Raw genomic sequence first — 17,965 nt, 5'->3', positions numbered from 1 at the left:
CGGACCGCGGCGTCGACGCGAATACGGCCCGGTCAGCAGCCGTGCAGCTGCTCGATCACCGGGGCGAGCGCGTCCATGTTGTGCTCCAGCACGGTGAAGTACGAGAAGCCGAACCGCTCGCGGTGGGCCCGCAGCTGCTCCGCCATCTCCTTGGCGTCGCCGAGCAGCAGCGCGGGGTGCTCCAGCAGCTGGTCCTCGGTGAGGTCCGGTGCGTAGGCGGCCAGCTCACGCACCTTGGCGCGCCGGTCACCGGTGGGCCCGACCATCTGGATGAGGTAGTTCAGCTCGGCGGTCTCCTCGCCCGCGCCCTGGGCCCCGGTGGTCTCCTCGCCCGCCGCCTGGGCGTCGGCGGTGGGGCGCCCCGCTTCGGCGGCGAAGCGGTGGAAGGCGCCCACCCGCTCCTCCAGCGCCTCGGGGCTGATCAGCTGGAGGGCGCCCTCGGGTCCGCCGGGGGCCTGCACCGCTCCGGTGAAGGCCGCGATCTGCGCATGGCGCGCGGCCAGCCGCAGCAGCCGGTCACCGTTGCCGCCGAGCAGCAGCGGCGGGCGCGGGGACTGGGCGGGACGCGGTCTGTACTCGGCATCGGTCAGCAGACGCTCCAACTCGGCCACGGTGTGCGCCAGATGGTCCACCCGCTCCCGTGGTGAGCCGAAGGGCAGCCCGGCGCTGTCGTGCTCGGCCTTGACGTAGCCGGCGCCCAGGCCGAGCTCCAGCCGTCCGCCGGTGAGCGCGTCGCAGGTGGCCACCTCCCGGGCGAGCAGTGCGGGGTTCCAGAGGCCGGCGTTGAGCACGAAGGTGCCCAGCCGCGGGCGCTCGGTCACCTCGGCGGCGGTGGCCAGGGCCGGGAACGGGGCGGGGTTGCCGAGGTGGTCGGGGACCAGCAGCACGTCGTAGCCGAGCCGCTCGGCGCGGCGGCACTTCTCCCGCCATGCCTCGGCCGATTCAAGGGTGAGCAGATTGACTCCGAAACGGAACGGCCTTGCCATGAGCCCTCCTTGATCGCGGATATCGCGAACGTATCCGAGATCGGCTCCGTTCGGGGCCCATCGTCCTCATTCGGCCGCTCCGGTTCCGGAGGACGCGGTGCCGGTCCTGGTGAACAGGCGCATCCGCTCCAGCACCGACTCGGCCGTGGGCTGCTCCATCCGGTCCACGATCCGGCCGTCGGCGAGGAAGAGCACCAGGTCGGAGTGGGCGGCGGCGCTCGGGTCGTGGGTGACCATGACGACCGTCTGGCCGAGTTCGTCGACGGCCTCCCGCAGGAAGCGCAGCACCTCCAGGCCCGCCCGTGAGTCCAGGTTGCCGGTCGGCTCGTCCGCGAAGATCAGCTCCGGACGGGAGGCGAGCGCCCGCGCGCACGCCACCCGCTGCTGCTGTCCGCCGGACAGCTGGGCGGGGCGGTGCCGCAGCCGGTCCCGCAGCCCGAGGGTGTCGATGACCCGGTCCAGCCACTCGGGATCGGGCTTGTGGCCCGCGATGTCCATGGGCAGGGTGATGTTCTCGGCCGCGTTGAGCGTGGGCAGCAGATTGAACGACTGGAACATGAAGCCGATCCGGTCGCGGCGCAGCCGGGTCAGCTCCTTGTCGCGCAGCCCGGTGATCTCGGTGTCGCCCAGCCAGGCCCGGCCCGACGAGACCGTGTCGAGACCCGCCAGACAGTGCATCAGGGTGGACTTGCCGGACCCGGACGGGCCCATCACCGCGGTGAACCTGCCCCGTTCGATCTCCACGTCCACCGCGTCCAGCGCGAGGACGGCCGTCTCGCCGCTGCCGTACGCCTTGGTCAGGGACTGGGCGCGGGCCGCCGCACGGGCGCCGCCCTCCGCGTACCCGTCCGTCTTCGTTGCCGCCGGTGTGGACACGATGCCTCCCCGTATCGGAACGTCGTGCCCTCGATGGTAGGGATCCGGCCGCCAGTGCGCGCGTCTCCGGCCGCCAGTGCGCGCGTCTCCGGCCGCCGGTGCGCGCGTCTCCGGCCGCCGGAGTCAGACGGCGGACGGGAACGGCCGGGGGGAATCCGGTGACGGACGGCGCGCGGTGCCGAGCACACAGGGCGACGTCGGCAGCGTGGGGCCCCGGTCGGGAACGCGCAGTCCGCGGTGGCCGATCGGCTCGAAGCCCGCGGCCACGATCTCGGACCGCACCTCGCGCGCGGTGTGGCAGCCACCGAACACCAGCGGCCACACCGTGCGGTCCAGCGCCCGCTGGGCCGTCGCCAGGACGCGCCCGTCGGCGCGGCCGTGCTCCAGGAAGCGCAGCTCACCGCCGGGGCGCAGCACGCGCAACAGCTCGGCGAGGGCGCGCCGCACATCGCGTACCGAGCACAGCACCAGACAGGCCACCGCCGCGTCGAACGCCTCGCTCTTGACCGGCAGCGCCTCGGCGACGCCCGGCACCACGTCCACCGGCACCCCGGCCCGCAGCCCCGCCCGGGTGGCCAGCCGCCGCATGTGGCGCTCCGGCTCGATGGCGACCACCTCGGAGACGGTCGCGGGGTAGTGGGGGAAGTTCAGCCCGCTGCCCGCGCCGATCTCGATGACCCGGCCGGACAGCCCGGCCAGCAGCTCGGCGCGCAGCTCGCCGAGCCCGGCCCGCTCGTCGGCCAGCGGGCCGAGCCGGGCGTAACAGCGGGCGAAGAGCGGGTGATGGACGGCGTCACGCGGCGGTGTGCGGCGGCGTACGGGCATGGGAGACCCCCTTGTCCCAGGTACGTGTCCCGGATACGTGTCCGAGGTGACGGACGATGGACCGATACCGGGATTCTGCCCAGGCGGGAGGTGTCGCTACGCGGCGCGGAGCCGTCAGCGGGCCGGCCGCTCCGCGTCCCAGGTCCCGCCCAGCCGGGGCGCCAGCCAGCCGGGCGCGGCGGCGCGGAACTCGGCCGGCGGAAGGGCCGCGGCGCCCTCGGGGACGGCGCCCAGCAGCGGCACGCCCGCGGACTCCGGCAGATCGGCCAGATTGCAGCGGGAGGCGAGGTCCACGGTGGCGGGCCAGCTGCCGATGACGACGCCGGGGCACTCCAGCCCGCGGGCGTGCAGGGCCTCGGTGGTGAGGGTGGTCGCGTTGAGCGTGCCCAGGCCCGCCTGGGCGACGACGAGGACGGGGGCGCCGAGCAGCCGGGCCGCGTCGGCGAGCGTCGCCCCGGACTCGTCGAACCGTACGAGCAGCCCGCCCGCGCCCTCGACCAGCACCAGATCGTGCTCGGTGGCCAGCTTCTCGGCCGCCTCCGCCACCTCCTGCGGCCGCACCGGCGGCCGTCCGGCGCGGCGGGCGGCCGTGGCGGGGGCCAGCGGCTCGGGGTAGCGGGCGAGTTCGAGCAGGGTCACCGCGCCGGCGAGCCGGGCCACCTCCGCGGCGTCGCCCGGCTCGCCCTCGGCGACACCGGTCTGGGCGGGTTTGAGCACCGCCACTGAGCGGCCGCGCGCGAGCGCCGCGGCGGCGACGGCCGCCGTGCTGACGGTCTTTCCGACCTCGGTGCCCGTGCCGGTGACGACCAGTACTGACATCTTCGTTTCCGTTGCCTTTCGCTTTCGTTCAAGCCGCCGCACCCGCGGACGGCCGGTTCCGCGTGGGGCCGGCCGTCACGCGGGCGCGGGCGGGGTCAGCCGGCCGCGCCCGCCGCCGCCCGTACCGCCGCGCAGATCCGGGCCAGATCGTGGTCGCCCGTGATGTACGGCGGCATGGTGTACAGCAGATCGCGGAACGGGCGCAGCCATACGCCCTCGCGCACCGCGGCCCGGGTCGCCGCGGCCATCCCCGCGTCGTCCAGCGGACGGTCCAGCTGGACGACGCCGATGGCGCCGAGCACCCGTACGTCCCGGACGCCGGGCAGGTCGGCCGCCTCCGCGAGGCCCTCCCGCAGCCCGATCTCGATCCGCTTGACCTCCTGCCGCCAGTCGTAGGAGAGCAGCAGATCGATCGAGGCGTTGGCGACGGCCGTGGCCAGCGGATTGCCCATGAAGGTCGGACCGTGGGCCAGCACCGGGACCTCGCCGCGCGAGATGCCCTCCGCCACCCGCGGAGTGCACAGCGTGCCGGCCAGGGTCAGATAACCGCCGGTCAGCGCCTTGCCCACACACATCACATCGGGGCACACCGCCGCGTGCTCGGCCGCGAACAGCGTGCCCGAGCGGCCGAAGCCGGTGGCGATCTCGTCGAACACCAGCAGCACATCGTGCTCGTCGCACGCCTCGCGCAGCACCCGCAGCAGCGCGGGGGAGTGGAAGCGCATCCCTCCCGCGCCCTGCACCACCGGCTCCACGATCACCGCGGCCAGCTCATGGGCGTGCCGGGCCACCAGCTCCCGCAGATGCGCTTCGTACGCGGGGTCGGGGTCCGCGTCGAAACCGGGCGGCGGCGCGTCCGCGAAGATCTGCTCGGGCAGCACACCGGACCACAGCCGGTGCATTCCGCCGTCCGGGTCGCACACCGCCATCGGCTGCCAGGTGTCGCCGTGGTAGCCGCCGCGCCAGGTCAGCAGCCGCCGCTTGGCGGGGCGGCCGAGGGAGCGCCAGTACTGGAGGCACATCTTCACCGCGACCTCGACCGACACCGAACCGGAGTCGGCCAGGAAGACATGGCGCAGCGGCTCCGGCGTGATCTCCACCAGACGGGTGGCCAGCCGGACGGCGGGTTCATGGGTGAGGCCGCCGAACATCACATGGCTCATCCGGTCCAGCTGACCGCGGGCCGCGTCGTTGAGCGCCGGGTGGTTGTAGCCGTGGATGGCGGACCACCACGACGACATCCCGTCCACCAGCTCGCCGACACCCTCCACCGGTTCGGCCAGCCGCAGCCGGACCCCGGCCGCGGACTCCACGACCAGGGGGTCCTGACGGCCGGGCATCGGTCCGTACGGATGCCAGACGTGCTGCCGGTCCAGTGCCCGCAGCTCGGCCGGGGTCAGCGGCTCAGGCATTGGGCGGCAGATCCGTGCCCGCCCCGCGGCGGCGCACCGCCACCAGGGCGGCGTGGGACTCCTCGGTGGCCGCCGGCGCCGAGACCGGTGCGACGGCCGCCGTCTGGGCGGGTACGGCGTCGGCGGGCGCCGCCTCGCCGCACGGGCCGCAGCCGCCGCCCGCCTCACCGTGACCGCCGCAGCCGGCCCCGGCGGCGGCAGCCACGCCCGCACGGTGCGCGGGCAGCGTCGTGGTGTCGGCGCCCTCCACCTCGAAGCCCGCGTCGGCGATCATCGCCAGATCGTCCTTGCCGGCCTGGCCCTCGGTGGTCAGATAGTCGCCGAGGAAGATCGAGTTCGCCAGGTGCAGGGCCAGCGGCTGAAGCGTCCGCAGATGGATCTCGCGCCCGCCCGCGAGCCGCACCTCCACGTCCGGGCAGACGAACCGCACCATGGCCAGGATGCGCAGGCAGCGCTGCGGGGTGAGGCTCCACTTCCCGGCCAGCGGGGTGCCGTCGATGGGGATGAGGAAGTTGACCGGAACCGAGTCCGGGTCCAGCTCGCGCAGCGAGAAGACCACGTCCACCAGGTCCTCGTCGGACTCGCCCATGCCCGCGATCAGCCCGGAGCAGGCGGACATCCCCGCCGCCTGGGCCTGCCGCACGGTCGAGACCCGGTCGGCGTAGGTGTGGGTGGTGGTGATGTCGCCGTACGTCGCCTCGGACGTGTTGAGGTTGTGGTTGTAGGCGTTCGCACCCACCTCCTTCAGCCGCTCCGCCTGACCGTCGGACAGCAGCCCCAGACAGGCGCAGATCTCGACGTCCGCGTGCTGCTCCTTGATGGCGGCGATGGTCTGGGAGACCCGGTCCACGTCCCGGTCGGTGGGCCCGCGTCCGCTGGCGACCAGGCACACCCGCTTGGCGCCGCCCGCGACCCCGGCGCTCGCCGCGGCCGCCGCCTGGTCCGGCTTCAGCCAGGTGTACTTGAGGATCCCGGACGTCGAGCCCAGCCGCTGTGAGCAGTAGGAACAGTCCTCGGGGCACAGTCCCGACTTGAGGTTCACCAGGTAGTTGAGCTTCACCCGCCGCCCGAACCAGGCGCGGCGCACCTTGCCCGCCGCGGCCACCACGTCGAGCACCTCGTCATCGGAGGTCGCCAGGACGGCGAGTGCCTCTTCGCGGGTCGGCGACTCGCGTCGCAACCCCTTGTCCACCAGCGTGTTCAGCAGATCCATGGCGTTGATCCTGTCCTACCCCACCGTCCCGGGCCAAGGAGGAACCGCACAACACGCGCTCGTCGAGGTGTGGGTATTGCCACACCATGACCGGGCATGGACGAGGCTACGTTCTATCCGGACCCGACAGTCGGTGCCCTTGACGAGGCATCGGTGCCCTTGACGAGGCAACGGAAGGCGAGGCAGCCGATGACCCAGGACCGCCCGGACGACGCGTTCGCATGGATCGAGGCACAGCGGGAGCGACGCGACCGGGCCGGGCTGGTGCGCCGGCTCACCCCACGGCCCGCCGACTTCCCGCTCCTCGACCTGGCGAGCAACGACTATCTGGGGCTGGCCCGGCATCCGGAGGTGACGGCCGCCGCGGCCGGGGCGGCGCGCCGCTGGGGCGCCGGATCGACCGGATCGCGCCTGGTCACCGGCTCGACCGAGCTGCACACCACGCTGGAGCGGGAGCTGGCGGACTTCTGCGGATTCGAGGCGGCCCTGGTGTTCTCCTCCGGCTACGCCGCGAATCTGGCCGCCGTCTCCGCGCTGAGCGGCCGGGACGCCCTCATCGTCTCCGACGCGGGCAATCACGCCTCGCTCATCGACGGCTGCCGGCTCTCCCGGGCCGAGGTCGCCGTCGTCCCGCACGCCGACCCGGACGCGGTGCGCAAGGTGCTGGACGCGGCCGCGGCGGACGCGTGGGATCAGGCCGCGGGCGGGACCGGAGCGGACCCGGCGCGCCGGCGCGCCCTCGCCGTCAGCGACGCGGTCTTCTCCGTGGACGGCGACGCCGCCCCGCTGTCCGCCCTCGCCGGGGCCTGCCGCGCGTACGGGGCGGCGCTGGTGGTGGACGAGGCGCACGGCCTGGGGGTGCTCGGCGAGGGCGGGCGCGGCGCGGTGCACCGGGCCGGGCTCGCCGGCGCGTCGGACGTGGTGGCCACGGCCACTCTCTCCAAGTCGCTGGGCAGCCAGGGCGGGGTGGTGCTGGGTCCCGCCCGGGTCATCGAGCATCTGGTGAACACCGCACGGACGTTCATCTTCGACACCGGGCTCAACCCGGCTGCGGTGGGCGCCGCCCTGGCGAGTCTGCGGCTGCTGCGCCGGGAGCCGGAGCGCGCCGACCGGGTCCGTGAGGTCGCCATGGGGCTGTACGGGCGGCTGGCCGCCGCCGGGCTGGCCGCGGTGCGGCCGGACGCGTCGGTGGTGTCGGTGCGGGCCCCGTCGCCGGAGCGGGCGGTGCGCTGGGCCGCGGACTGCCGCTCGGCCGGGCTGATGGTGGGGTGCTTCCGTCCGCCGTCCGTCCCGGACGGCGTCTCCCGGCTGCGGCTGACCGCGCGCGGGGACCTGACGGAACAGCAGGTCGAGGAGGCGGCCGACGTGATCGTGAGAACCGCGCCGGCCGCCTGATGGGTCACTGACAGGGCGGTGAGCGGATGTCGTCCGCTCACCGGCGGATCGTGGACGGATCAGCCTCCGGCCGGGTAGGAGGTGCCGGAGCCGGGACCGTCGTCCTTGAGCCCCTCGAGGAAGGAGGCCCAGGCCGACGGGGTGAACAGCAGGACGGGGCCCGCCGTGTTCTTCGAATCGCGCACGCCGAGCCGGTCAGGCCCCAGCAGGGCCGTCTCGACGCAATTGTTCATGCCGACGCTGTAACTGCTGCGCAGCCAGTCGACGGAGTTGGCGGACATACTGGACATGGTGCCCCCTCAGGCGCCGCCCCCGATTTTGTCGATGAAGGTCAACGATTCCTCAGGTGCCAGGGCGTGGGACCGCAGTACATCGAATGCGGCGCTGTACGCCCGGAGGTCTTCTTTCCGCTCCAGATAGAGGCTACTCGTCAAATGGTCGAGAACTACTACGTCCAGGTCACTAATGTGCGGAAAAGAGAAAATAATGAAAGGACCAGTCATACCGATGGGCATTCCGGCGGAATATGGCAGCACTTGCAGTCGCACCTGAGGCAGTGCGCAGAGTTCGGCCAGATGACGCAATTGCGCCGCCATGACCTCGGGTCCGCCCACCTCGCGCCGCAGCGCCGCCTCGTCGAGCACCGCGTGCAGCCGCAGCGGCCGCTCGCCGTGCAGCACCGACTGACGGGCGATCCGCACCTCCACCAACGCGTCCACCTGGGGCCCCGGCAGATCCGGGAGCGCCGCGCGGGTCACCGCCCGTGCGTAGTTGGGGGTCTGGAGCAGACCGGGCACCACTGTGGTCTCCAGGGTGTACGCGTCGGACGCCTCCGCCTCCAGGCTGATGAAGTCCCGGTAGGCGGGCGGCAGCAGATCCCGGTACGCGTACCACCAGCCGCGCCGTGACCCCTCCGGATCCGAGGCGCCCCCGCCGCACAGCGCCTCCAGCAGGGCGCGCAGCTCGGGGTCGGCGACCTGGTAGAGCTCCAGCAGCCGCGCCACGTCCGCGGGCTTGGCCCCGCTCCGGCCGGTCTCGATCCGGCTCACCTTCGACTGGTGCCAGCCCAGTCGGCGGGCGGCCTCACCACTGGTGAGCCCGGCCAGATCGCGCTGGCGGCGCAGCTCCGCGCCGAGCTTGCGGCGGCGCACCGCCGGGCCGTACCGCATCGGTTCTCCCTCCCACCGGCTTCATCGGTGGTGCGCCGCGCACCGCGCGTGTCGCACCAGTGGCCCAGTGTGCCGTCCAAATCCGGTCTTCCGTAGCAGAGTTCACCGCTTCGGGCGACAGATATATGCATAACTCGGTGGATCGCCCCCGTTACGGAGGGCATCGGTGGCAGTCTGACGCGTAGAGCCGCCGGGGCAGCCCACGACTTCGCCGGCTTCGCAGCACCCACGTCGAACGCGTCCGCAGCCGCGCCCCGGCGGGAAAGGGACAGGCCGTCATGGCAGACCATCAGGAAGCATCCGTCACTCTGCCGAGCGCACCGGAGTCGGTTCCCGCGGCACGCGCCTATGTCACGGACGTGCTCGCCGAATGGGGGCTCGGGACGGGAGCGGAGGCCGCCGACACGGTGCGGCTGATCGTCTCCGAGCTCGCCACCAACGCCGTGGAGCACACCGTGGGCCAGTCGCCCACCTTCACCGTGGACCTGCGGCTCGACCGCGAGCAGCGGCTGGAGATCGGGGTCACCGACAGTCATCCCAGATGGCCCAGATGGCTGCCGCTGGCCACCCAGCAGGACAGCGGGCGCGGGATGGTCATCGTCCGCTGTCTGGCCGCGGAGTCGGGCGGCGAGGTGTTCGTCACCCCGACCGCGGAGGGCGGCAAAACCGTATGGATCGCCCTGCCGTGGATCGTGCCGGTCCGCTGAGCCCGGCCTGCTCACAGCACGCGCTGGACCCGCCCCGCCGAGGCACGGTCCTCGGCCAGCTCACGGATGCGGGTGAAGACCCGCCCGGCGCCCGCACCGACCAGATAGTGCGGCATGTCGCCACGCTCGATCACCCCGTACCGGCTCGTGCCCATCAGATACGAGCAGTACAGAATCAGCCCGCTGGGCCGGCGCATATCGACGCCGAGCGCCGAGAACCCCGGGAACTCATCGGTCTGGTAGACCCGCAGGCCCTCGGCCTCCGCCCCGTAGCGCTCCTTGAAGCGGCCGAACCGCTCCAGCGAATCCTTGATCTTCCGCGTCATGTCCTCCTGGTACTGGCGGGAGAGCGTGGCCGCCGCGTCCGAGGACGGGTCCAGCAGATAGCAGCGGTAGGTGCCGCCCCGGCGCAGCAGTGTGAGGACCGCGTCACGATAGCGGGCCGGGCGCTCGGTGGTGACCAGCCGGCTGGAGGAGGTGCGCAGCGCCGTCCCCATGTCGAGCACCTCCTCGGCCGCCGCGTCCAGCAGCCGCGCCTTCTCCTGGGGGCTCGGCCGCTCCGGATACGCGTGCACGGGGGAGCCGTCCGCGAGCCCCTGGCCCGCCAGCCACGCCTTGGCCGCCCCGTCCGGCCCGCCGTCGCCCGCCATCAGATAGACGTCCTTGCCCTCATGGCTTCCCACATGGGCGAACAGCTTCGCGTACGCCCCCGCGGTGCGGTACACATCCTCCGAGACGGCCAGACAGTCCGGCGGAGTCGCCTTCTCCAGATGCGCCGCCAGATTGATGTCGGGGGAGTGGATGGCGCCGGTCCGGCCCTCGCCGGTGTGCCGTATCGCCCCCTTGTGCACCGCCATCCGCACATGCAGCTCCCCGTCCACCCCCGCCTGGGCGAACTCGTCCCGCAGATGGCGCAGATCCAGGGTGAGAAAGGCGCGGGCCGCCTCCAGCGCCACATCGCGGGCCACGCTCTCGCTGTCGTCGTGGACCGCGAAGAAGCCCCCGTCGCCGCGCCAGCTCCATAAGTCGCTGCGGGCGCAGCGGTGCTGCGCCGAGAGCTGCCCGATCCGGGCCCGCATCCGCTCGCGCAGCAGATCGAAGGCGTGCGCGGCCCGGTCCCTGGGGTTCGAGCGGACGATCGTCGAATACCCGGAGGTGTCGACGAAGAGCAGATACACCTGGTCGTAGATCCGGTCCGGCTGGAACGGCTCGCTCATGCCGGCACCACACCGCGCTCGACGGCGCCGCGCTCCACACAGAACTCATTGCCCTCGATGTCGGACATCACCACCCACCCCAGCCCGTCGTCCGTGCGCCGGTCGTCCACCACTCTCGCGCCGAGCCCGATCAGCCGCTCCACCTCAGCGTCCCGGGTGCCCGACGGCGGCTGGATGTCCAGGTGCACACGGTTCTTGACGGTCTTGGTGTCCGGGACCCGCAGGAACAGCAGCCCCGGCACCCCGGGCTGACCCGGGCTGATCAGCACGTCGTCGTCGTCCGGCTTGGCGTCGTCCTCCAGCGGGTAGCCGGTCAGCCCGGACCAGAACCGCGCCAGGGCGTAGGGGTCATGGGCGTCGAAGGTGATGTGCCGGACCGGGTTGAGATAGGTCATGAGGTGCCTTTCGGTGGTCGGGACGGGGCCGGTCCACAACCGTGTCCCGGCCCCGTCAACCTACCCATGGCCACTGACACCTACAGCGGGTCAGCGCACATGGCCGTACCAGACCTTGCTGGTCCAGATCCGCTCCAGCCGCACCACCTCACCGGTCTTGGGGGCGTGCCAGATCCGCCCGCCGCCCGCGTACACACCGACGTGGTACACCGCGCCTCCGGAGTGGAAGAACACCAGGTCCCCGCCTTTGCGGGAGCCGGCCTTGATATGGCGCGTCCGGTTGTACTGCGCGGCCGCGGTGCGCGGCAGCCGCTTCCCGGCCCGCTTGTACGCGTACTGCGTCAGACCGGAGCAGTCGAAGCGCCTCGGCCCCGCCGCGCCGTATCGGTACGGCGCGCCCTTCTTCGAGGCCGCGATCCGCAGCGCCTTGGCCGCGGCGGTCGCCGCCTCGGCCTCCGGTGGACACCCCGGCGTCGCCACGGTGCCTCCGACGGCGGCGACGGTGAGGGCGGAGACGGCGCTCGCTCGGGAGAACATCCTGGGGATACGTATGTGCGCGGACATCATGCGCCACCCTTCGTGAGCCGACCCCGCCCCGGTACGGCGGCGGAGTCCTGTCGTCCCCAGGGATGGTCACGCAGCCGCGCCCCGGTTCCGAGTCGGGACGGCACGGTGTGACGGTGGTCACGGCTGGCCCGTTCGGGTGATACCGGCCGCCCCGCACCACGTCCGTGACCTGCCCGAACGGCCATGCCGAGGCTGGTGGTGCGGATGGCGGTACGAACCCGGGGCGCCCGCGGGGCGCAAGCCGACCGCGCCCGGACCGCCGGAGTCCGGCTCCGCCGTTCGGGCGATGGCCCCGGCTCCGGCACGAGCGCCGCTCAGGTCCCCGTACGGGCCGCCCCAGGTTTCCCCGTACGGGCGCGGCCCATGCCTCCGTACGGGCGCCGCCCCGGCCCCGTCCCCACGGGCGCGGCCCAGGCCCCGGCGCCGTACGGGACCCGGCTCAGGTCCGCAGCGCCGGGGGCAGTGTGACCCGCGCCGCGCGCCGCTCCCCGTCCAGCACCCGCAGCGCACGGGCCAGGGTCGCGGTGTGCAGTTCGCTCTCCCCGCGCTCATGCATCAGCGCCAGCGCGTCGCGCAGCGCGGTGGCCTTCCCCACCAGCGCCTGGGCGGCCCGCAGACTCCCGTAGGTGTCACGGCCGCGGGCCGGATTGATCCGGCCCAGCAGATCGACCACGTCCAGATAGCCGTCGACGACCTCCCCCTCCGCGCGGGTGAGCGCGGGCAGCGGGGGCAGCTCCGGTGGCAGCACCGCGCTCACCTCGCCCGCAGCGGCGCGCCGGGCCGCTTACGGCTCCGGGTGACCTTGTCCACCAGCCCGTACGCCACCGCGCCCGCGGCGTCGAAGATCTTGTCGCGGTCGATGTCGGCGCGGATCCGCTCGGCGCTCCGGCCGGTGTGCCGCACCAGCATCTCCTCGAGCATCGCCTGGGTCCGTTGCAGTTCATCGGCCTGGATGCGCAGGTCCGAGGTGGTGCCCTCGACCGGCTCGTCGAACCCGATCTGGTGGAGGAGGATCCGCGCGCCCGGCAGGGCCAGACGCTTGCCGGGGGCGCCGGCGGCCAGCAGCACGGCGGCGGCCGAGGCGGCCTGGCCCAGGCAGACCGTCTCGATGTCGCAGGTGACGAAGCGCATCGTGTCGTAGACCGCCGTCATGGCGCCGAACGAGCCGCCGGGCGAGTTGATGTAGAGCGAGATGTCCTGGTCGGGCGCGGCGTGTTCGAGGTGGATCAGCTGGGCGATCACATCGTTGGCGGCGGTGTCGTCGAGCGGGGTGCCGAGGAGCACGATGCGCTCGGAGAGCAGCTTGGCGTACGGGTCCATGGTGCGGACCCCCGAGCTGGTGCGTTCGGTGAGCTCGGGCAGGACATAGCGCGCGGTCGGTCGTTCCATCGCGTCACCTCTCGGCGTCGTGGGCTCCGTAAAAAATGTACAGGACGTACATCCGGATATGATGGGAGCATGGCTTACGAAATTCCGGTGACGCAAGCCCGTGCGGAGCTCGCGGAGCTGATCAACCGCGTGGTGTACGGCGGCGAGCGGGTGGTCGTCACACGCCACGGGAAGCCGCTGGTCGCCCTGGTATCCGCTGCTGACCTGCGGCGACTGGAGGAGATCGAAACCGGCGCGGAGGAGCAGGTGATCAGTACCGTGTCGTCGATGCGCACCTCGTCGTCCGCTCCGGGCGAACGGCGGCGCTTCGGCATCGCGGCGGAACACAGCGGCCCGGACGCCGGGGATCGGCGTCCGGGCCGCGAGAAGTGACGGACGGGAAGTGACGGGCGGGTACTAGGAGCTGAGCTCCCAGATCGCGTTGGCGATGGCGTCGGTGTTCAGGTCCAGCGCCTTGTCGTCGATGTTCGACGTCTTGTCGCATGCGGAGTGGTAGCACGGGTCGAACGCCTCGCCCGCCGTACCGCCCCACTGATCGGCCTGCGCCTGGCTCTTGGTGGCCTCGGCGCCGCTGAACAGACCGCCGACCCGCACCCCGGCGTCCTTGAAGGGGGCGTGGTCCGAGCGGCCGTCGCCCTCGGTCTCCGGCTCGGTCGTGATGTCCTTCGCCGCGTACCAGTCCGTGAAGACCTTCTCCAGCTCGGGGTCGTCGTCATAGACGAAGTAGCCCGGGTTGGGGGAGCCGAGCATGTCGAAGTTGAGGTAGCTGTCGATCTTCGACGTCTCGTCGGAGGCCAGGTTGTCGACGTAGTGCGTCGAGCCGACCATGCCGTCCTCCTCGTCGCCCCACCACGCGAACCGCAGGTGCTTGGCGGGCTGGAGGTCGGCCTTGGCCACGGCGAGCGCGACCTCGAGGATCGCGGCCGAACCGGAGCCGTTGTCGTTGATACCGGGGCCGGCCTGGACCGAGTCCAGATGGGCGCCGACCATCACCACCTTGCCGTCGTCGCCGCCCGGCCAGTCGGCGATGAGGTTGTAGCCCGTCTCGCCGCCGGAGGTGAACTCCTGGACGGAGGTGGTGAATCCGGCCTCGTCCAGCTTGCCCTTGATGAAGTCCACGGACTTCTGGTAGCCGGCCTCGCCATGGGCGCGGTTGCCGCCGTTGTCGTCCGCGATGGACTGAAGTTCACTCAGGTCGGCCTTGACGGCCGCGACGTCCACGTCGGGGGCCGCGGCGTGGGGGGTGACGGTGGCGCCGGCGCTCGCGGCGCCGGTCAGCAGGGCCACGGCGAGCGCGGCACCGGTTCCGGCCGCGAGCGTGCCACGGCGGAATGACGTTATTCGCTTCACAGTTGGGCTCCGTTGTGATGTGGGGGGTTGGAGCGGAACGGGTGAATCATGGTGTTGCGGAGACGAGAATCGGGGGTATCCGGTGGGGCCGTCAAGCGCGATAGCCGGACGCGGGGGTCCGCCCAGCGGATTGACGGGCGCCAGGGGCGGGGGCGTCAGGGCGTGTTCGAGGGACCGCGCGGCCGGTGTGACCAGCAGCGATCAGGACCGCATCAGGACCGCATCAGGACTGGGACCACGACTGGGACCGGGACTGAGATCGGGACTGATCCGTTAACGCCACCGAAACGACACGGAACTAGGGTCCGTCGCAAGGGCCCTGGCCCGCGGAGGCCGGGCACCAGCCGCCCCGCACCGTGCTGAGCGGATGGTTTCCGCCGGACAGGACGACGATGAGGTGGGAAGCATGCGATTGACCCCGCATGAGCAGGAACGCCTGCTCATCCATGTGGCCGCCGATGTGGCCGAGAAGCGACGGGCCCGAGGCGTGCTCCTCAACCACCCCGAGGCGACGGCGCTGATCACCGCGCACATCCTGGAGGGCGCCCGCGACGGCCGCGGTGTCGCCGAACTGATGGCCTCCGGCCGGCAGGTGCTCACCCGTGACGAGGTCATGGAGGGTGTCCCCGAAATGCTCCACGACGTCCAGGTCGAGGCCACCTTCCCCGATGGCACCAAGCTCGTCACCGTCCATCAGCCGATCGTCTGACCGAAGGGGCGTCCCGTGATCCCCGGAGAGATCCTCTACGCCGATGAGCCGGTGACCTGCAACGAGGGGCGGCCGGTCACCCGTCTCACCGTGCTCAACGCCGCCGACCGGCCCGTCCAGGTCGGCTCCCACTACCACTTCGCCGAGGCCAACCCCGGGCTCGACTTCGACCGCGCCGCCGCCCACGGCAAGCGGCTGGACATCGCCGCGGGCACCGCCGTGCGCTTCGAACCGGGCATCCCTGTCGAGGTGGCCCTGGTCCCGATCGCGGGGGCCCGGATCGTGCCGGGGCTCAGGGGCGAGACGAAAGGACCGCTCGATGGCTGAGCTCGACCGCGCGGGATACGCCGATCTCTTCGGCCCGACGACGGGGGATCGTATACGGCTCGCCGACACCGACCTGCTCATCGAGATCGAGGAGGACCGCAGCGGCGGGCCCGGCCGGGCCGGGGACGAGGCGGTCTTCGGCGGCGGCAAGGTGATCCGGGAATCCATGGGCCAGTCCCGCGCCACCCGCGCCGAGGGCACCCCCGACACCGTGATCACCGGCGCCGTCGTGCTCGACCACTGGGGCGTCGTCAAGGCGGATATCGGCCTGCGTGACGGCCGTATCACCGGTATCGGCAAGGCCGGGAACCCCGACACCATGGACGGCGTCCACCCCGACCTCGTCATCGGCCCGGAAACCGAGGTCATCGCGGGCAACGGCAGGATCCTCACCGCGGGCGCCATCGACGCCCATGTCCACTTCATCTCCCCGACCATCGTGGACCAGGCGCTCTCCTGCGGGATCACCACCCTGGTGGGCGGCGGCACCGGACCCGCCGAGGGCACCAAGGCGACCACCGTCACCCCCGGCCCCTGGCACCTCGCCCGGATGTTCGAGGCGTTGGAGGGGTATCCGGTCAACATCGGACTCCTCGGCAAGGGCAACACCGTCTCGCGCGAGGCGATGTGGTCCCAACTGCGCGGCGGGGCCCTCGGATTCAAGATCCATGAGGACTGGGGGGCCACCCCCGCCGCCATCGACGCCTGCCTCGGCGTCTGCGAGGAGAGCGGCGCCCAGCTCGCCATCCACACCGACACCCTCAACGAGGCGGGCTTCGTCGGCGACACCCTCGCCGCCATCGCCGGGCGCTCCATCCACGCGTACCACACCGAGGGCGCGGGCGGCGGGCACGCACCCGACATCATCACCGTGGTCTCCCAGCCGAACGTGCTGCCCAGCTCCACCAATCCGACCCGCCCGCACACCGTCAACACCGTCGAGGAACACCTCGACATGCTGATGGTCTGCCACCACCTCAACCCGGCCGTCCCCGAGGACCTCGCCTTCGCCGAGTCCCGCATCCGGCCCAGCACCATCGCCGCCGAGGACGTGCTGCACGACCTCGGCGCGATCTCGATCATCTCCTCCGACGCCCAGGCCATGGGACGGGTGGGCGAGGTCGTGCTGCGCACCTGGCAGACCGCGCACGTCATGAAGCGGCGCCGCGGCGCCCTCCCCGGCGACGGCCGCGCCGACAACCAGCGGGCACGTCGCTACGTCGCCAAATACACCATCAACCCGGCGGTGGCCCAGGGCCTGGACGGGGAGATCGGCTCGGTCGAGACCGGGAAGCTCGCCGACCTCGTGCTGTGGGAACCGGCGTTCTTCGGCGTCAAACCACACCTGGTGATCAAGGGCGGGCAGATCGCCTACGCGCAGATGGGCGACGCCAACGCCTCCATCCCGACCCCGCAGCCGGTCCTGCCGCGCCCCATGTTCGGCGCGCTCGGCCGCGCGGCGGCCACGGGCTCGGTCAACTTCGTGACCCAGACGGCCCTCGACGACGGTCTCGTGGACCGGCTGGACCTCGGCAAGCGGTTCGCCCCCATCCGTGGCACACGCGGCGTCACCAAGGCGGACATGCGGGAGAACGACGCCCTGCCGCGGGTCGAGGTCGACCCCGACACCTTCACGGTGACCATCGACGGCGAGCCCGTGGAACCGGCCCCGGCGGCCGAACTCCCCATGGCCCAGCGGTACTTCCTCTTCTGAGCGGACCGTCATGACCACGAACGAGACCCCGCCCACGGCCCGGCCCGGCCGAGGTCCGGCCGCGGATGGGCCGAACCGGGCACGTCCGGGGGCGGAAGGACCGTTCGCAGGGCCCGCGGCGGGGGCCGGGGCGCAGGCCAGGCGACACGGGCCCGGAGGCGAAGCCCCCGGCGGGGCCGCCGCGCTGCTCATCCTCACCGACGGCCGCTTCCCGGCCGGAGGCCATGCCCACTCCGGCGGCGCCGAGGCCGCCGTCGCGGCGGGCCGGATCCACGACCCTGCCTCTCTGGAGGCGTTCTGCCGGGGCCGGCTGCACACCGCCGGGCTCACCGCGGCCGGGCTCGCCGCCGCGGCCGCCGCCGGGCTCGACCCGCTCACGCTCGACGAGGCGGCGGACGCCCGTACCCCCGCCCCCGCGCTGCGCATGACCGCACGGCGGCTCGGCCGTCAGCTGATCCGCGCCGCCCGCGCCACCTGGCCGTCGCCCGAACTGGACGCCCTGGCCGCCGCCCGGCCGCGCGGGGCGCACCAGCCCGTGGTGCTCGGACTCGCCGCGCGCGCCGCCGGCCTGGGGCCGCGGGACGCCGCGTACGCCGCCGGGTACGAGGCGGTGAGCGGGCCCGCCACCGCGACCGTACGGCTGCTGAGCCTGGACCCCTTCGACGCCACCGCCGTCCTGGCCCGCCTCGCCCCCGAACTCGACCGGATCGCGGCGCGGGCCGCCGAGGCGGCGCGGCGGGCCCTCGACGAGGGTCCGGGCGCGCTGCCCGCCGCCTCCGCACCGCTGCTCGACATCGCCGCCGAACAGCACGCCACCTGGTCCGTACGCCTCTTCGCCTCGTAACCGCGAAGAGCGAACCCCGCATCCCCCGCCCCCCGCTGGAACACCGGAGCC

At 72.7% G+C, this 17,965-nt stretch carries 21 protein-coding genes; 7 read left to right on the top strand and 14 right to left on the bottom strand.

Features of this window, described 5'->3' with window-relative positions:
- Positions 1–32: 32 nt before the first annotated feature.
- The 6 genes from N6H00_RS05025 to bioB all read right to left on the bottom strand — a co-directional run bounded on the left by N6H00_RS05025 (position 33) and on the right by bioB (position 6,131).
- Positions 33–986 carry an LLM class F420-dependent oxidoreductase gene (locus N6H00_RS05025; protein WP_268970337.1) on the bottom strand — a complete coding sequence of 318 codons (954 nt, stop codon included), beginning with the start codon at positions 984–986 and terminating at the stop codon, positions 33–35.
- Between the two features lie 66 nt (positions 987–1,052).
- On the bottom strand, positions 1,053–1,862 hold the full coding sequence (locus tag N6H00_RS05020) for an ABC transporter ATP-binding protein (protein ID WP_268970336.1): 810 nt from the start codon (positions 1,860–1,862) through the stop codon (positions 1,053–1,055).
- A gap of 123 nt (positions 1,863–1,985) precedes the next feature.
- The gene (locus tag N6H00_RS05015; protein WP_268970335.1) at positions 1,986–2,687 is read right to left on the bottom strand and encodes a class I SAM-dependent methyltransferase; all 702 of its coding nucleotides are present in this window, start codon (positions 2,685–2,687) and stop codon (positions 1,986–1,988) included.
- A 114-nt stretch (positions 2,688–2,801) separates the two neighbouring features.
- Positions 2,802–3,506: a dethiobiotin synthase gene (gene bioD, locus N6H00_RS05010; protein ID WP_268970334.1), complete on the bottom strand. Its 705-nt coding sequence runs from the start codon at positions 3,504–3,506 to the stop codon at positions 2,802–2,804.
- 95 nt (positions 3,507–3,601) lie between these two features.
- The gene (locus N6H00_RS05005; protein ID WP_268970333.1) at positions 3,602–4,918 is read right to left on the bottom strand and encodes an adenosylmethionine--8-amino-7-oxononanoate transaminase; all 1,317 of its coding nucleotides are present in this window, start codon (positions 4,916–4,918) and stop codon (positions 3,602–3,604) included.
- A complete protein-coding gene (bioB, locus tag N6H00_RS05000) occupies positions 4,911–6,131 on the bottom strand; it encodes a biotin synthase BioB (RefSeq protein WP_268970332.1) in 1,221 nt (406 codons plus the stop codon). Before bioB ends, N6H00_RS05005 begins: the two co-directional genes overlap by 8 nt.
- 189 nt (positions 6,132–6,320) lie before the next feature.
- Here bioB and N6H00_RS04995 point away from each other — a divergent pair, with 189 nt between their 5' ends.
- Positions 6,321–7,526 (top strand): 8-amino-7-oxononanoate synthase, encoded by a 1,206-nt coding sequence (locus N6H00_RS04995; protein WP_268970331.1) that lies wholly within the window; start codon positions 6,321–6,323, stop codon positions 7,524–7,526.
- 59 nt (positions 7,527–7,585) lie between these two features.
- Here N6H00_RS04995 and N6H00_RS04990 read toward each other — a convergent pair whose 3' ends face one another.
- Both N6H00_RS04990 and N6H00_RS04985 read right to left on the bottom strand, forming a co-directional pair.
- Positions 7,586–7,807, bottom strand: coding sequence for a DUF397 domain-containing protein (locus N6H00_RS04990; RefSeq protein ID WP_443072899.1), 222 nt, complete (start codon positions 7,805–7,807; stop codon positions 7,586–7,588).
- Positions 7,808–7,825: 18 nt separating this feature from the next.
- Positions 7,826–8,695 carry a helix-turn-helix domain-containing protein gene (locus N6H00_RS04985; protein WP_268970329.1) on the bottom strand — a complete coding sequence of 290 codons (870 nt, stop codon included), beginning with the start codon at positions 8,693–8,695 and terminating at the stop codon, positions 7,826–7,828.
- A gap of 278 nt (positions 8,696–8,973) precedes the next feature.
- Here N6H00_RS04985 and N6H00_RS04980 point away from each other — a divergent pair, with 278 nt between their 5' ends.
- Positions 8,974–9,402, top strand: coding sequence for an ATP-binding protein (locus tag N6H00_RS04980; protein ID WP_268970328.1), 429 nt, complete (start codon positions 8,974–8,976; stop codon positions 9,400–9,402).
- Between the two features lie 11 nt (positions 9,403–9,413).
- Here N6H00_RS04980 and N6H00_RS04975 read toward each other — a convergent pair whose 3' ends face one another.
- The 5 genes from N6H00_RS04975 to N6H00_RS04955 form a co-directional block, all read right to left on the bottom strand.
- Positions 9,414–10,619, bottom strand: a complete 1,206-nt coding sequence (locus tag N6H00_RS04975; protein WP_268970327.1) for a hypothetical protein — start codon at positions 10,617–10,619, stop codon at positions 9,414–9,416.
- Positions 10,616–11,014 carry a VOC family protein gene (locus tag N6H00_RS04970; protein ID WP_268970326.1) on the bottom strand — a complete coding sequence of 133 codons (399 nt, stop codon included), beginning with the start codon at positions 11,012–11,014 and terminating at the stop codon, positions 10,616–10,618. Before N6H00_RS04970 ends, N6H00_RS04975 begins: the two co-directional genes overlap by 4 nt.
- Before the next feature lie 90 nt (positions 11,015–11,104).
- Complete coding sequence (locus N6H00_RS04965) at positions 11,105–11,578, bottom strand: C40 family peptidase (protein WP_268970325.1); 474 nt, start codon at positions 11,576–11,578, stop codon at positions 11,105–11,107.
- Between the two features lie 442 nt (positions 11,579–12,020).
- Positions 12,021–12,329 carry a hypothetical protein gene (locus N6H00_RS04960; protein WP_268970324.1) on the bottom strand — a complete coding sequence of 103 codons (309 nt, stop codon included), beginning with the start codon at positions 12,327–12,329 and terminating at the stop codon, positions 12,021–12,023.
- A 5-nt stretch (positions 12,330–12,334) separates the two neighbouring features.
- Positions 12,335–12,970: an ATP-dependent Clp protease proteolytic subunit gene (locus N6H00_RS04955; protein ID WP_268970323.1), complete on the bottom strand. Its 636-nt coding sequence runs from the start codon at positions 12,968–12,970 to the stop codon at positions 12,335–12,337.
- A 69-nt stretch (positions 12,971–13,039) separates the two neighbouring features.
- Between N6H00_RS04955 and N6H00_RS04950 the strand changes: the two genes are divergently transcribed.
- On the top strand, positions 13,040–13,342 hold the full coding sequence (locus N6H00_RS04950) for a type II toxin-antitoxin system Phd/YefM family antitoxin (protein ID WP_268970322.1): 303 nt from the start codon (positions 13,040–13,042) through the stop codon (positions 13,340–13,342).
- Between the two features lie 24 nt (positions 13,343–13,366).
- Here the strand turns inward: N6H00_RS04950 and N6H00_RS04945 are convergent, their stop codons facing one another.
- On the bottom strand, positions 13,367–14,320 hold the full coding sequence (locus N6H00_RS04945; RefSeq protein WP_268970321.1) for a M28 family metallopeptidase: 954 nt from the start codon (positions 14,318–14,320) through the stop codon (positions 13,367–13,369).
- A 406-nt stretch (positions 14,321–14,726) separates the two neighbouring features.
- Between N6H00_RS04945 and N6H00_RS04940 the strand changes: the two genes are divergently transcribed.
- From N6H00_RS04940 to N6H00_RS04925, 4 genes are read left to right on the top strand one after another with little or no spacing between them, the layout of a single operon-like run.
- Positions 14,727–15,029, top strand: a complete 303-nt coding sequence (locus N6H00_RS04940; RefSeq protein ID WP_268970320.1) for an urease subunit gamma — start codon at positions 14,727–14,729, stop codon at positions 15,027–15,029.
- Between the two features lie 15 nt (positions 15,030–15,044).
- On the top strand, positions 15,045–15,356 hold the full coding sequence (locus tag N6H00_RS04935) for an urease subunit beta (protein ID WP_268970319.1): 312 nt from the start codon (positions 15,045–15,047) through the stop codon (positions 15,354–15,356).
- On the top strand, positions 15,349–17,070 hold the full coding sequence (locus tag N6H00_RS04930) for an urease subunit alpha (protein WP_268970317.1): 1,722 nt from the start codon (positions 15,349–15,351) through the stop codon (positions 17,068–17,070). The genes N6H00_RS04935 and N6H00_RS04930 overlap by 8 nt, the downstream gene beginning before the upstream one ends.
- A gap of 10 nt (positions 17,071–17,080) precedes the next feature.
- Positions 17,081–17,914 carry an urease accessory protein UreF gene (locus N6H00_RS04925; RefSeq protein ID WP_268970316.1) on the top strand — a complete coding sequence of 278 codons (834 nt, stop codon included), beginning with the start codon at positions 17,081–17,083 and terminating at the stop codon, positions 17,912–17,914.
- Positions 17,915–17,965 lie beyond the last annotated feature (51 nt).

The sequence above is a fragment of the Streptomyces sp. S465 genome (assembly GCF_026898115.1).
Taxonomy (GTDB): Bacteria; Actinomycetota; Actinomycetes; order Streptomycetales; family Streptomycetaceae; genus Streptomyces; species Streptomyces luomodiensis.
The sequence above is the reverse complement of the archived record's forward strand: the minus strand, read 5'-3'. Positions and strand labels throughout refer to the sequence as shown.